Below are 13,540 nucleotides of genomic sequence, written 5' to 3'. Positions count from 1 at the left end.
GGGATTAGTTAAAATTCGTTTGTGTTAGTCCACGAAGCACGGAAAAGCAACAGCATGACTACAGAGAAGCTAACAACCTCGCCATCATCCCCAGTCAAGACTGAATTAGAATCCATAGATTCGCCCGGTTGTCAATCAACGAGTCTGCACGATTCAGATGTACCGGAAGTGGACTTGTTTAGTCCATTGAAAATTCGAGATATCACTCTGCCCGATCGCATAGCGATGTCACCAATGTGTCAATACTCAGCAGAGGATGGATTCGCCAATGATTGGCACTTCGTCCATTTGGGGAGTCGGGCTGCTGGCGGTACTGGGCTGATTATAGTGGAAGCTACAGCCGTGACAGCCCAAGGGCGAATCACACCTGGCGATCTTGGTCTTTGGGATGATACGCATATTGAGCCACTAGCTCGGATTGTCCGCTTTCTTCGTCAACAAGGAGCGATCGCAGGGATTCAATTAGCCCATGCTGGACGGAAGGCAAGTTGTGATGTTCCCTGGCAGGGTGGCGCACCGTTAACACCTGAACAAGGAGGTTGGTCGGTAGTCGGGCCAAGCCAAATTCCGTTTCAAGAGGGCGGCCCCGTTCCCATCGCCCTGGATGAGGCTGGCATTGGAGAGGTGATTGAAGCCTTCGTTGCCACAACCCAGCGTGCCCTGCAAGCAGGTTTTGAGATTATCGAAATCCACGCGGCTCATGGATATTTACTGCACTCCTTTCTTTCGCCGCTAAGTAATCAACGAACAGATCGTTATGGAGGTTCGTTAGAGAACCGAATGCGTTTATTACTTGAGGTGACAAGACGAATCCGAGAGGTTCTGCCAAATGGGATGCCGCTTTTTGTGCGCCTCTCTGCTACAGACTGGGTAGAGGGAGGTTGGGATATCAAGCAGTCAGTTATATTATCCCGTGAACTCAAGGAATTAGGTGTTGATTTAATCGATGTTTCCACAGGAGGCATAGTCCCTCATGCCAGGATTCCCGTACAGACAGGTTATCAAGTGCCTTTTGCTGCCCAAATCCGAGAAGAGGCTGGGATTAGGACAGGGGCCGTGGGGTTGATAAGGGAGGCTGAGTATGCTAATCAATTAATTACTCGTGGATGTGCAGATTTGGTTCTCGTCGGTCGAGAAATGCTCCGCGATCCATATTGGTCGATTCGAGCGCGTTACAGCCTAGATGAGGAACCGAACTGGCCTTTACCCTACGGTTATGCGGTTAAACAACGCAGACAGGGGAAATAAATCTCAACAAGTTTGCTACAGTGCGATCGCAATTAATTTGTGTTTAACCGCAGATGATATGATTGCGATCGCTCTTTTTTCCCTAAGAGTGCAAAAAGCACTTTTGCAAAAGGTCTAATGGAGTTCAAAGGCTTATTAATGGAGTTCAGAGGCTCATTAATGGAGTTCAGAGGTTCATTAATGGAGTTCAAAGCCTCATTAATGGAGTTCAGAGGTTCATTAATGGAGTTCAAAGCCTCATTAATGGAGTTCAGAGGTTCATTAATGGAGTTCAGAGGCTCATTAATGGAGCTAAAAGGCAAATAAGTCGAAATCGGGTAGAACAGATGGCTTATTATCGGTTTTTGAAAAATGAAAACGTCATGCGATCAGAATTAGTACGTAGTATTGCGAATGAGTGCCAGCTTTATGTAGAGGAAAAGCATTATGAGTAAATATAGGAATCCGGTTTGATGTCTGAAAATATCCGTAGGATGTGTTAGCGACAGCGTAACGCATCAAACCCGTGATAATAGTGCGTTACGAACTCCGTTCTAACACACTCTACAATACCTAATTTCGTTCAAAAATCAAATAGTAATCCTATATTTCAATCCAATTTACAAGTAAAGGCGTACACAAGTACGCCTTTATATCCGATTCATTTGTTGCCAAGATATTTGAAAAATAGTCTACCTCGACGCATTTTAGTTAAAGGACTTTGAGAGTTGATTAGGATCTAGATTAGCAGGAAATAATAAAATTTCCTTGCCTTCTAAGTTTGCCTTCTGGTGAAGCAAAATTGCCTTTTTCAAAGAACAATATTTAATTGGAACCCATCTATCGCTATAAAAGTAGACAGTTACTCGGCTCATTGCATACTCTTCCAATGGTAGTGGAATAGACCAGGATGAGTCCACAGTTTGAACCTTACCTGTTGAGTCCATGCTTTGAACCTCAATTGTTAAGTATATATACTTTCACTCATCAGAATGATTTAAAGTAACTGTCATAAGTAATAAGAAACCGCTTTTAAACTTAATCTTTAGATAAAAATTAGAATAATTACAACTAACCTCAAGACATGGGAGAAGTGAGTTTAAGCTCAATACGTTCCCCTGCTCCCTGCCCTCTGCCCCCTGCTCTCTGCCCCCTGCCCCCTGCTCCCCTGCTCCCCGCCTCTTCCCAATGCCCAATAATTTAAAATCCTGCCAAACGATGTGGAGGTTTCAAACTCAGGGATGATGAGTAAATAGCAATTAAATTGGCAAAATCACACTATAAAGAGTGATATTAAGCGATATAGCGCTTGTAAAGGACTAACGGGCATGATTAAATCTTGGATGGTAATTGGGGGCGTGGCTTTCTTGGTTGCTTTAGCCGCTAACGTGATTACGCCTAGCGATCGCCAATGGTTCAAGCGCTTACAACGACCAAGATGGCTAACTTTTGAGGGTGCGATTCCAATTATCTGGACTGTAATATTTATTTGCGGTGCTTGGTCTGCTTATATTGTCTGGGAAAAAGACCCAGGAAGCACCTCAACCTGGTTAATCATGGGTTTATACTTGCTCTTAGAAATTGTGACTATTGCGTATACGCCTGTAATGTTTAAGCTTCGCAGTCTGAAAGTCGGTACAATTCTTGGTGGCACAGGTTTTATCATTTGTGCTTTATTGATACTTGCAGTTTTAAGCATTTCTGGTTGGGCAGCATTGCTACTAGTTCCTTATTTACTCTGGAGTCCCATCGGTACTTATACCACTTGGCAGATGATCCGTCTCAATCCTCAAGATGCCTAAGATTCGCACCAGAGAATGATTAAAGCTATGCCCTAAATTGTCAAACTTGCAGTGTATGACTTGACAAAATACACAAGCAGGAGTGCATTATGATTCCATCTTGGATAATAATTGGGGCTGTAACTTTCTTCATCGCCCTTGGAAGTTTCTTTATTACGCCGCGTGATGTTAAATGGTTTGCAAATCTAAGTCGCCCTCGTTGGCTAGTTTTTGAGCCGTTGATTCCGATCATCTGGACTGTGATTTTTATTTGTGGTGCAGCTTCAGCTTATGTTGTGTGGGAAAAAAATCCCGGAAGCCCGATCGCTTGGCTACTAATGGCTTTGTACCTGTTGGTGGAAATTATCACCGTCGCCTACATACCTACAATGTTGAGATTTCGCAGCCTCAAAGTTGGGGAAGTTCTTGGGCTAGTTGGTTTGATTTCAGGCGTTGTCCTCACAATCTGCGTTTTGCCGATTTCTCTAATGGCAGCGCTGTTACTCGTTCCCTATTTAGTTTGGACTCCCATTGGTACTTACACTACCGACGAGTTAAAGGAACTGAATCCTTTAGATGCTTGAAGTAGAGTTCAGAAGTCTGAATTCAGTAGTCAGAAGAATATGTGGGATGAATAAGCGTTCATCCCTTATACGTTCGGCAATAAAGATTTAGTATTTAGTTTCACCATTTATTCCGCGTTCGATTAAGCACTCCTACCAAAGTCTGCCAGTCAAACTTCAATTCTGAATTCTGAATTCTGACTCCTGAATTCTTTTTCTATACAAGCCGCCCATAACGTGCTGTGACAGGATTGGCTGGATTGGATTGATTATTCAGCCAAGCCCACATTTGATCGCCAATAGAAAAATGCCACCACTCTCTAGGATTGCGTTGAAAGCCAGCTTTTAACATGACATCTTGCAACAGCTGGCGGTGGGCATGATACTGTTGTGCTTCTGCGTGGTCATTGTTGGCATAATAATCGGGATGCGATCGCGCTGACATTTCATCAATGGGCGAACCCATATTTACTATTTGCCCACCATCATCTACCAGCGTCACATCCACCGCTGCACCTGTACTGTGAGGAGGGGGAGTTTTTTCATCCAAACTTGGTGCAGCCCAAATTTCATACACCGCTTCCCAAACCTCTTGGCGTTGCTTTGGGGATAACTCCACGTAAGTTAATCCCCTATCCTGTAGTGCTTGGGTGAAGCTGTAATCTACCATAAACTGCTGAACTGCGATCGGGCGATAAGCATCGAAAATTTGGATATGCCAGTTGGGATGCAGCAAATCAAGATAATTTTGCGCTTGGATCAAATTTTCAATAACCCTTTGACGGAGATAATAAGGTGAGCGATCGCCATAAGTAGCACCTAATTTTTCATAAGGGTGGGGAGATTCCACTGCAAACAATTCTAAAGGAATCGCCATTAGTGGTTCACCACACTCGAAAATTGGGATTTGATGATAAGGTCTCATGTAAATAATTCGTAATTCGTAATTCGTAATTCGTAATTATTACCTCATGCTGTACATGAGGAGTAGTTTATTTACGAATTATTAAATGCTCAATCAAAACCAAGCACCTTTATTAGATGCCTTAAAAGCCAATGTAGCAAGACCTCATGCGCCTTTTTACACGCCAGGGCATAAACAAGGTAAGGGAGTTTCTCAACTCTTGACTGATTTACTTGGTACAAAAATCTTTCGCGCTGATTTAACAGAATTAGCAGATTTAGATAATCTCTTTGCGCCCCAAGGAGTTATTCAAGAAGCGCAACAACTGGCGGCTGAAGCTTTTGGCGCTTCGCAAACATGGTTTCTGGTTAATGGTTCTACCTGTGGAATTGAAGCAGCAATTCTCGCTACCTGTGGTACAGGGGATAAAATCATTTTGCCTCGTAATGTACATTCTTCTGCGATCGCAGGTTTAATTCTCTCTGGCGCTATACCGATTTTTCTCAATCCTGAATACGATCCAGTTTTAGATATTGCCCACAGCATCACGTCCAATGCGGTACAATCTGCACTCCAACAACATCCCGACGCGAAAGCAGTGTTGACAGTTTACCCAACATATTACGGTGTTTGTGGAGATTTGAGTGCGATCGCCAACATCACCCATAAATACAATATCCCTTTACTTGTAGATGAAGCGCACGGCGCACACTTTGCCTTTCATCCCGAATTACCCACTCCAGCTTTAGCCGCAGGTGCTGATTTAACGATACAATCCATCCACAAAGTACTCGGTGCAATGACACAGGCATCAATGCTGCATATTCAAGGTGACAGGATCGATTGCGATCGCATCAGTAAAGCTTTGCAACTTGTACAATCTACCAGTCCTAGTTATTTACTTTTAGCTTCTTTAGATGCAGCGCGTCAGCAAATGGCACTCCACGGAAAAATGCTGATGTCCCGCACATTGGAACTTACTAACGAAGCGAGAACAAAAATTAGTCAAATTCCTGGATTATCTTTACTATCTATAGAGTTGGGGGGATCTCCCGGCTTTGTGACTTTAGACGAAACGCGATTAACAGTAACCGTGTCTGGTTTAGGCTTAACCGGATTTGAAGCAGAGGAAATTCTAGATGAAAAATTTGCTGTCACTGCTGAATTCGCCTCGCTGCAACACCTCACCTTTATCATTAGTTTGGGCAACATTACAGCCGATATTGAGCAATTAGTACAAAGTTTTACCACTCTTGCCAAAGAATATCGCCAAACCAACTTGATTACAAGTCCTAATGAGCAAAATTTTTTAACTACACAGGCTCATGCTTTACATTTTTCTCCCCGTGAAGCCTTTTTTGCCGCCAGTGAAACATTGCCTTTAGCCCAAACAAGCGATCGCATCTGTGCCGAAATCGTCTGTCCCTATCCCCCAGGAATTCCTGTATTAATGCCGGGAGAAATCATCACCAAACCTGTCCTTGAATATCTGCAACAAATTCAGGTGATGGGAGGATTTATCAGTGGTTGTACTGATATTAGTTTACGCAAACTCAAGGTAGTCAAACAATAACTTATATGATAAGTTTAAGAATAATAATTTTAAGGCATTTTTCACAATTTTTGCTCGTTTCTCAAATCAAACTGAATCATACTCTATTAATAATAAATTTAAATCCATGAAGATAAATTTTTGGTTCTTAGCAGTAGTACTTTCCCTGGCAACAGCGTATAATAAACCCGTTTTTGCTCAAAGTCCAACTAATACTATTGCACCAAGTAGTAACGCTCAAGAAATAGAAAAAACTAATAATATCAATAAATTATTAGAGATAACTGGTGCAAAAAATATTTCTAGACAGATCATTACTCAATTATTAATTAGTTTCAAATCCGAATACCCTGAAGTTCCTCAAAAGTTTTGGGATAGTTTTGCTGCTGAACTCAAGATAGATGATATGGTAAATGAGTTTATTCCTGTTTATAATAAATACTTTACTAATGAAGAAATAAAACAAATAATTGCATTTTATCAGACACCTGTAGGGAAAAAGACAATTACCGTTATTCCCCAAATCTCTCAAGAATCTTATGATATTGGGAAAAAATATGGAATAGCAGCAGCCGAAAGAGCCTTAAAAAAATTGGAAGCAGAAGGATATATCCGCCCCAAAAAATAAAGCAGTGTATGATTTTAAGTGGAATTTAGAAATGGGTAATTTTTAGGTTCTGCTCAATTACCAATCATGTTAATAACAAGCAAAGGGGCAAGATTCTTTTTGCTCTCTTGCTCCCGGCGTGCCTATTGTGACTTGCTTAAAAAAGCAACTTTAAAGGCAATCAACTTTACTCCCTAGCTTCTACAATAAAGATAGACTTTATTGAGATTTGTATAGTTGGGGAAAAGCTGTCATGGCTCCCGCCGTTTTCATTCAAAATTTGCAAAAGCGCTACGGCACAGTGGTTGCCGTCCAAGATGTTTCCTTTCAGGTAGAGCCGGGAGAAATCTTTGGTTTACTCGGCCCCAACGGTGCTGGGAAAACTACAACCTTGCGTGCCTTGTGTACGCTGACCACACCGGATGCTGGCAAAATCGAAGTATCTGGCATCTCTGTGTTGGATAATCCCAGAGTGGCAAGACAACGACTAGGCTATGTTGCTCAGGAAGTAGCTATAGATAAGGTGCTAACTGGAAAAGAACTGCTGCAATTGCAAGCAGCACTTTATCACCTTCCACGCGCAGTAGCCAAACAGCGCATTGAGACGGTATTAGATTTACTCGGTTTGCAAGAATACGCCAATAAAAAGACAGGAACCTATTCCGGCGGTTTACGCAAGCGCCTAGACTTGGCTGCTGGATTGCTCCATGCACCAGATGTTCTGGTATTGGATGAGCCAACTGTGGGGCTTGACATAGAAACCCGCTTCGTGGTGTGGGATTTCCTGAGAAAATTACGCGCCTCTGGGACAACGGTAGTAATTACCAGCCATTATTTAGAAGAGATTGACGCTTTAGCCGATCGCGTGGCAATTATAGATCGCGGCGTGGTAATTGCCTCTGGCACACCTTCGCAATTAAAAGATCAAGTAGGGGGCGATCGCATCACCTTGCGAATCCGCGAGTTTTCCCCCATTGAGGAAGCAGAAAAAGCTAAAAACCTCTTGCAAACTTTGCCCTTTGTGCAAGAAGCCATCATCAACAGCGCTCAAGGTAATTCCCTCAACTTAGTAGTGACACCTCAAAACGATGTTCTCATTAACATACAGCAAGCGCTAAATACTGCTGGCTTGCCCATATTTGGCATTGCCCAATCTCGCCCCAGCCTCGATGACGTTTACCTCGCCGCTACAGGACGCACCCTAATGGATGCAGAACTTGCAGCCGTAGCCACCCGCGATCCCAAGGCTGAGAAGAAGCAGCTTATGAGATAAGGGGAGGAAGCAGGGGGCAGGGGGCAGGGGGCAGAGCGCAAGGGGAAAAATACCAATTCCCAATTCCCAATTCCCAATTCCCAATCCCCAATCCCCAATCCCCAATTCCCATTTCCCAATTCCCAATTCCCAATCCCCAATCCCCAATTCCCAAATTATGAGCGTTACTCCTAAAACTGATATCAATTGGCAACCGATAACATCGCCACAAGCAGATATTAATCCTGCACCTAACTTTCTCGCTGAATTGGTACAAGAGACATTAGCTTTAACTCGTCGCTTGTTTATTCAGTTGCAACGCCGTCCCTCAACTTTGGTTGCGGGAATTATTCAGCCAGTTATGTGGTTGATACTGTTTGGTGCTTTGTTCCAAAATGCCCCCAAGGGTATATTTGGCAACACAACAACCAATTACGGACAATTTTTAGCGGCTGGCATTATTGTGTTCACAGCCTTTGCTGGAGCGCTGAATGCTGGTTTACCCGTAATGTTTGACCGTGAATTCGGTTTTTTAAATCGTTTACTGGTAGCACCCTTAGCATCGCGGTTTTCCATAGTCTTCGCTTCGGCAATCTTCATCATTAGCCAAAGTTTGCTGCAAGCAGCCGTGATTATAGCGGCGGCGGCATTCTTGGGCGCTGGACTACCCGATGCAGCTGGTTTAAGTGCGATCGCTCTCATTGTCTTCCTCTTAGCTTTGGGTGTGACAGCTATCTCCCTCGGTTTAGCTTTCGCCCTACCAGGACACATTGAATTGATTGCAGTGATTTTTGTCACTAACCTACCATTATTGTTTGCTAGTACTGCTTTGGCTCCTTTATCCTTCATGCCTCAGTGGTTACAGGTTGTAGCAACCTTAAATCCTCTCAGCTATGCGATCGAACCCATTCGCTATTTATATCTCCATAAAAGTTGGGAATTAGGTAGCGTAGTAATGCAAGCTCCTTGGGGCAATGTTACCTTTGGGGGAGCGTTGTTGGTGTTGTTTGGCTTTGCCCTTGTCGCTTTATTGAGCATTCAACCCCAACTGCGGCGAACTCTTGCTTAAAAAGATAAAATAGAGCAATTTTATTTAGGGTCAAAATCCCATGAAAAAACCATTTTTACAAATTCCTAGACTATTTGTAGCTACCGTTGCAGGTGTGAGCTTTGCTTCCTTGCTCATATCTCAACCCAGTTTGGCTCAAATCAGCAGCCCAGCAGATGCTTTTCCCAGTAATAGTACAACAGACCAAAATACCGATCCCTTCGCCCGCTCAAACTCAGACAATTTCAATATGTTTGACCTGATTCATCGGGCGAATTTCGGGACTCTCAACTGGGATTCTAATCAGCAAAATGAACAGTTAGACTCAGCCGCAGCAGCCTTTAAAGCAAGGCAACAAAAACGAATTCAACAAGTTCAACCACAACAAGCAATCCCCACTTCGCCATCGGTTACGCAGCCATCGTTTACGCTGCCATTACCGTCAGGTAACTGAAGTCAAACAAAGAACCCCCAAGCCTTTAATACTTTGTCAGCTAGTTTTGCGGGTTTGTAGTAAGCACTTGAATGCTTAGAAAATAAGGACTATCCTTACTACAAACTTGTTGAACCATAAATTTAAACTTGACAGACTATTAAGACTTGGGGTTGAGACTATTAAAAAACCCTTACTTATTAGGGTAAAAAACTACAGCCCAAGTGCAGCTAATATATCGCTAGCATGGGTAGTAGTATTTACAGCAGCGTCAACATGAGTAATTTTACCGTTGGGGTCAATTACGTAGGTGACACGCTTGGCATAACCGCCGCCATCCACATCAAAAGCTTTGATTAAGGATTTGTCGGAATCAGCCAGTAGGGGAAAATTCAAATTATATTTTTGGGTGAATGCTTGATGAGATACTTCATCATCAGCACTGACTCCCAAGATTACAACATCTTTACCTTGATATTCTTCTTGGGCATCCCGAAAACTACAGGCTTGTTTGGTGCAGCCTGGCGTGTCATCTTTGGGGTAAAAATACAAAACAACGGTCTTCTTACCGGCAAAATCAGATAACGAGACTGTGTTGCCGTTTGTATCTTTGGCGGTAAATGCAGGTGCATCCGTACCAACTGCTAGAGGCATAATTAACCTTTCCTGTTTCAGATTGTTGATGCACTTGAAATTTTACATTAATTTATAATCATTAAATATAATTAGTAAAAAATAGCAGAACTATACTTTGGGTAACTAATTTTGGTTAAATGAGGTATATAGTACAAGAAAAAATATATTCTTGAATTAATCTTTTTTAGAAGAAAATTTATCGTCCTACACAATGGCTGTTGCTGATTCTCAAAACCAAAATATTTTTGTCTATCCTCAAAGCACAGTAGAAAGAGCAGAGCGATCGCTAGTGTGTTCACCCTTCAATCTATCTTTATTTGAAGTCATGGGACATCAGAGCGTGTCATTAACTGCGATCGCCTTAGACAATGGACTCAAGCATGGCTATACTAAGCGCCCTTTATCAGAATTAGCCTGTGATAACGCCTTGGGCTGGCTGATTCAAGTAGGTGTATTGCGTCGAGAAGTTGATGGACAGGGGATTACAGATAGTTTTCGCCTCACTCCCTTGGGTCGTCAGTTAGTGGAAAAATACCAGGGAAAAAACTGGCGGACACCCTCATGGCGCGATCGTTTATTCGATGCGGTGATTCGTTGGTTACGGATACCCTTTTAGAAGAAAAAACCCGAGAGTTAGGATTACGCAATCAAAGGGAATAATATATACGGAAACATCACATCTGTTCATGAAGTCTTTACAATGTGGTGGGAATTGGGAATTGGGAATTGGGAATTGGGCATGGGGCATTGGGAATTGGGCATGGGGCAGCAAAGGAGAAAGAAGTAATTCATTCTCGTTTTATCTCTTACGCTGTGTGTTTTGGGTAAAATTCCCTTACTTTCTTAGAGAAAGAGGTAATTCATTCTCCCCTTCTCTCTTATCCCTACCCCAATGCCCAATGCCCAATGCCCAAATATCTTGAAAAACTAACTAAATAAATAGCAACTATGAAATCAATTATGGTGGTGGGGACAACATCCCATGCAGGGAAATCACTTTTAACTACAGCTATTTGTCGCATTCTGTCGCGGCGTGGGTGGCGGGTGGCTCCCTTCAAGGGTCAAAATATGGCTTTAAATGCTTATGTCACTGCCAATGGTGGAGAAATTGGTTATGCTCAAGCAGTGCAAGCTTGGGCTGCGGGTGTTGTACCTTGGGTAGAAATGAACCCAATTTTACTCAAACCCCAAGGGGATATGACTTCCCAAGTAATTATCAAAGGTAGGTCTGTAGGTAAGGTGAGTGCCTCAGATTACTACGAGCAATATTTTGACCTGGGGTGGAAGACAATTGAAGAATCGCTTCAGCATTTAGGAACAGAATTTGACATGGTGGTTTGTGAAGGTGCCGGTAGTCCAGCAGAGATTAACCTCAAGCACCGCGATTTAACTAATATGCGCGTAGCAAAATATTTGAATGCGCCAACGATGTTAGTAGTTGATATTGACCGGGGTGGTGCTTTTGCCCATGTCGTTGGAACCTTAGAGTTATTGGAACCCGATGAACGCGCCCTAATTAAGGGTGTAGTAATTAACAAATTTCGAGGACAGCGATCGCTCCTAGATTCAGGAATAAAATGGTTAGAAGAACGCACAGGTATTCCTGTTGTCGGTGTTATACCCTACCTGCAAGAAGTGTTTTCGGCTGAAGACTCCCTTGATTTGCTAGAACGTCAATCCTCATCAAGTAAAGCCCAAACTGACCTCAACATTGCCGTCATCCGCTTACCTAGAATTGCCAATTTCACCGACTTCGATCCACTGGAATCAGAAAGTACAGTTTCAGTAAAATATCTCAGTCCTAAGCAAGATTTAGGACATCCTGATGCCGTAATTATCCCAGGTACAAAAACCACAATTGCTGATTTACTACTGCTGCAAAAAAGCGGGATGGCAGAAGCTATCCAACACTATGCGGCTTCTGGTGGAACCGTTTTAGGTATCTGCGGTGGCTATCAAATGCTCGGTCAAATCATCGCCGATCCAGAAGGGATAGAAGGGCAAGCTGGCAGATTTCAAGGGTTAAATCTTTTACCAATTAGAACTGTAATTACTGGACAAAAAATTGCCCGCCAGCGCCAAGTTAGCTCAAATTATCCGCAACAAGGCTTACCAGTCAATGGCTTTGAAATCCACCAAGGGCGATCGCGCATCGAACAGCAAGGAATAGACCCTCAATCCTACCATGCCCTATTTGACGATATTAATTTAGGATTAGTAGATAGTTGCCAATCAGTTTGGGGGAGTTACCTCCACGGGCTTTTTGACAACGGCCCTTGGCGACGCGCTTGGTTAAATCGCCTCCGTCAACAGCGCGGTTTGAAATCTTTGCCCACTGGCGTTGCTAATTACCGGGAACATCGAGAGCAGATTTTAGATTCCTTAGCTGCTGAAGTCGAAAGCCATTTAGACTTAACTCCATTTTTGTCTTAAGCTAGGCTCCGATCAAAAACTTCAAAAGGGTGTATTGTTTACTTTGAGTCCGTCTTAATTACGAATTACGAATTACGAATTATTAATGGTTGTTCGTGTCCACTTTTTACCAGATGATGTCACAGTAGATGCCGAAGTGGGGGAAGCCCTATTAGATGTAGCAGACCGGGCTGGGGTATTTATTCCCACCGGTTGTCTCATGGGGTCTTGTCACGCTTGCACCGTCGAATTAGAGGATGGAGAAATCATCCGCGCTTGCATTACCGGAGTACCACCACGCGAGGAATTGACAATTAATTTGTTTAGCGATCCAACTTGGTAATGTCGCCCTGTCATTGAGAAGGACTGATATGTTATGGGACTATTAATAATGATTATCCTTAAATGAGAACAAGATGGCACGGCCACCCATCCATCCTGGGAAAATTCTTGCTGATGAGCTTCACGAATTGCAAATAAGCGCAAGTGAGTTAGCACGTATCCTTCATGTACCAACAAACCGGATTACTGAAATAATTAATGGTGAACGGGCAATTACTGCTGACACGGCATTACGATTAGGGCAATGGTTTGGTACTGGTGCTGAGTTATGGATGAATTTACAAAAAAATTATGAGCTTAGACTAGCTGAAGAAAAAATGGGTGAAGAAATTCAGCCTACTATTTCTCCCTGAATATTATCTGAGTTCAAACAAGTCAATGCATAAACAAAAATCTAATCAATGATTAGATTTTTTGGTAGATAACAAGAAACTTTGACCCATTGTTTCTCACTGTAGCGATCGCATTTTTAAAAAATTAATGCCAAAGAAAAATAAACTCAAGTACCAAATGCTAATTCAATGGTCTGAGGAAGATGATTGCTTCTTAGTAGGATTGCCTGATTTTCCAGGACAACGCTGGCGGACTCATGGGGATACTTACGAGTTGGCAGTAGCAAATGGAATTGAAGCTTTAGAGTCTTTAATTATTGCTTACGAAGCTGTCGGCGATCCACTTTCAGAACCAACAGTAAGTAGAGTGCGTTAACTCACATCTTGCATCTGGAAATATGAATGTCAAAACCACAACTAAGTGCAAGGAAAGATAGGCGTTCAATATCAA

General features: G+C 42.8%; 17 protein-coding genes. 15 read left to right on the top strand and 2 right to left on the bottom strand.

Annotation, left to right across the window (positions count from 1 at the left end; all coding sequences use genetic code 11):
• Window positions 1–54: 54 nt before the first annotated feature.
• From RMZ41_RS23635 to RMZ41_RS23615, 5 genes are all read left to right on the top strand, one after another.
• A complete protein-coding gene (locus RMZ41_RS23635; protein WP_322642541.1) occupies window positions 55–1,248 on the top strand; it encodes an NADH:flavin oxidoreductase/NADH oxidase in 1,194 nt (397 codons plus the stop codon).
• Window positions 1,217–1,366, top strand: coding sequence for a hypothetical protein (locus RMZ41_RS23630; RefSeq protein ID WP_322642542.1), 150 nt, complete (start codon window positions 1,217–1,219; stop codon window positions 1,364–1,366). The genes RMZ41_RS23635 and RMZ41_RS23630 overlap by 32 nt, the downstream gene beginning before the upstream one ends.
• A complete protein-coding gene (locus RMZ41_RS23625) occupies window positions 1,366–1,554 on the top strand; it encodes a hypothetical protein (protein WP_409875843.1) in 189 nt (62 codons plus the stop codon). Before RMZ41_RS23630 ends, RMZ41_RS23625 begins: the two co-directional genes overlap by 1 nt.
• Before the next feature lie 1,001 nt (window positions 1,555–2,555).
• Window positions 2,556–3,029 (top strand): TspO/MBR family protein, encoded by a 474-nt coding sequence (locus RMZ41_RS23620; protein WP_322642543.1) that lies wholly within the window; start codon window positions 2,556–2,558, stop codon window positions 3,027–3,029.
• 89 nt (window positions 3,030–3,118) lie between these two features.
• Window positions 3,119–3,592, top strand: coding sequence for a TspO/MBR family protein (locus RMZ41_RS23615; protein WP_322642544.1), 474 nt, complete (start codon window positions 3,119–3,121; stop codon window positions 3,590–3,592).
• A gap of 196 nt (window positions 3,593–3,788) precedes the next feature.
• Here the strand turns inward: RMZ41_RS23615 and RMZ41_RS23610 are convergent, their stop codons facing one another.
• Window positions 3,789–4,496 carry a M15 family metallopeptidase gene (locus RMZ41_RS23610; RefSeq protein ID WP_322642545.1) on the bottom strand — a complete coding sequence of 236 codons (708 nt, stop codon included), beginning with the start codon at window positions 4,494–4,496 and terminating at the stop codon, window positions 3,789–3,791.
• Between the two features lie 85 nt (window positions 4,497–4,581).
• Between RMZ41_RS23610 and RMZ41_RS23605 the strand changes: the two genes are divergently transcribed.
• The 5 genes from RMZ41_RS23605 to RMZ41_RS23585 all read left to right on the top strand — a co-directional run bounded on the left by RMZ41_RS23605 (window position 4,582) and on the right by RMZ41_RS23585 (window position 9,388).
• Entirely contained in the window at window positions 4,582–6,048 is a 1,467-nt protein-coding gene (locus RMZ41_RS23605; protein ID WP_322642546.1) for an aminotransferase class I/II-fold pyridoxal phosphate-dependent enzyme, read from the top strand.
• A gap of 106 nt (window positions 6,049–6,154) precedes the next feature.
• Window positions 6,155–6,655: a DUF2059 domain-containing protein gene (locus RMZ41_RS23600; RefSeq protein ID WP_322642547.1), complete on the top strand. Its 501-nt coding sequence runs from the start codon at window positions 6,155–6,157 to the stop codon at window positions 6,653–6,655.
• 232 nt (window positions 6,656–6,887) lie between these two features.
• Window positions 6,888–7,907, top strand: coding sequence for an ABC transporter ATP-binding protein (locus RMZ41_RS23595; protein WP_322642548.1), 1,020 nt, complete (start codon window positions 6,888–6,890; stop codon window positions 7,905–7,907).
• A 157-nt stretch (window positions 7,908–8,064) separates the two neighbouring features.
• Complete coding sequence (locus RMZ41_RS23590) at window positions 8,065–8,955, top strand: ABC transporter permease (protein ID WP_322642549.1); 891 nt, start codon at window positions 8,065–8,067, stop codon at window positions 8,953–8,955.
• A 40-nt stretch (window positions 8,956–8,995) separates the two neighbouring features.
• Window positions 8,996–9,388: a hypothetical protein gene (locus tag RMZ41_RS23585; protein ID WP_322642550.1), complete on the top strand. Its 393-nt coding sequence runs from the start codon at window positions 8,996–8,998 to the stop codon at window positions 9,386–9,388.
• A 192-nt stretch (window positions 9,389–9,580) separates the two neighbouring features.
• On the opposite strand, the gene RMZ41_RS23580 is transcribed toward RMZ41_RS23585, so the two are convergent.
• On the bottom strand, window positions 9,581–10,021 hold the full coding sequence (locus tag RMZ41_RS23580; RefSeq protein ID WP_322642551.1) for a peroxiredoxin: 441 nt from the start codon (window positions 10,019–10,021) through the stop codon (window positions 9,581–9,583).
• A 193-nt stretch (window positions 10,022–10,214) separates the two neighbouring features.
• Between RMZ41_RS23580 and RMZ41_RS23575 the strand changes: the two genes are divergently transcribed.
• From RMZ41_RS23575 to RMZ41_RS23555, 5 genes are all read left to right on the top strand, one after another.
• On the top strand, window positions 10,215–10,619 hold the full coding sequence (locus RMZ41_RS23575; protein ID WP_322642552.1) for an Npun_F0494 family protein: 405 nt from the start codon (window positions 10,215–10,217) through the stop codon (window positions 10,617–10,619).
• 332 nt (window positions 10,620–10,951) lie between these two features.
• A complete protein-coding gene (gene cobQ, locus RMZ41_RS23570; RefSeq protein ID WP_322642553.1) occupies window positions 10,952–12,436 on the top strand; it encodes a cobyric acid synthase CobQ in 1,485 nt (494 codons plus the stop codon).
• A gap of 85 nt (window positions 12,437–12,521) precedes the next feature.
• Entirely contained in the window at window positions 12,522–12,758 is a 237-nt protein-coding gene (locus RMZ41_RS23565; RefSeq protein WP_322642554.1) for a 2Fe-2S iron-sulfur cluster-binding protein, read from the top strand.
• Between the two features lie 73 nt (window positions 12,759–12,831).
• Window positions 12,832–13,110, top strand: coding sequence for a HigA family addiction module antitoxin (locus RMZ41_RS23560; RefSeq protein ID WP_322642555.1), 279 nt, complete (start codon window positions 12,832–12,834; stop codon window positions 13,108–13,110).
• A gap of 127 nt (window positions 13,111–13,237) precedes the next feature.
• Complete coding sequence (locus RMZ41_RS23555) at window positions 13,238–13,465, top strand: type II toxin-antitoxin system HicB family antitoxin (RefSeq protein WP_322642556.1); 228 nt, start codon at window positions 13,238–13,240, stop codon at window positions 13,463–13,465.
• The last annotated feature ends 75 nt before the right edge of the window (window positions 13,466–13,540 follow it).

Origin of the sequence: Nostoc sp. DedVER02 (assembly GCF_034530675.2) — a bacterium.
Classification (GTDB): domain Bacteria; phylum Cyanobacteriota; class Cyanobacteriia; order Cyanobacteriales; family Nostocaceae; genus Nostoc.
The sequence above is the reverse complement of the archived record's forward strand: the minus strand, read 5'-3'. Positions and strand labels throughout refer to the sequence as shown.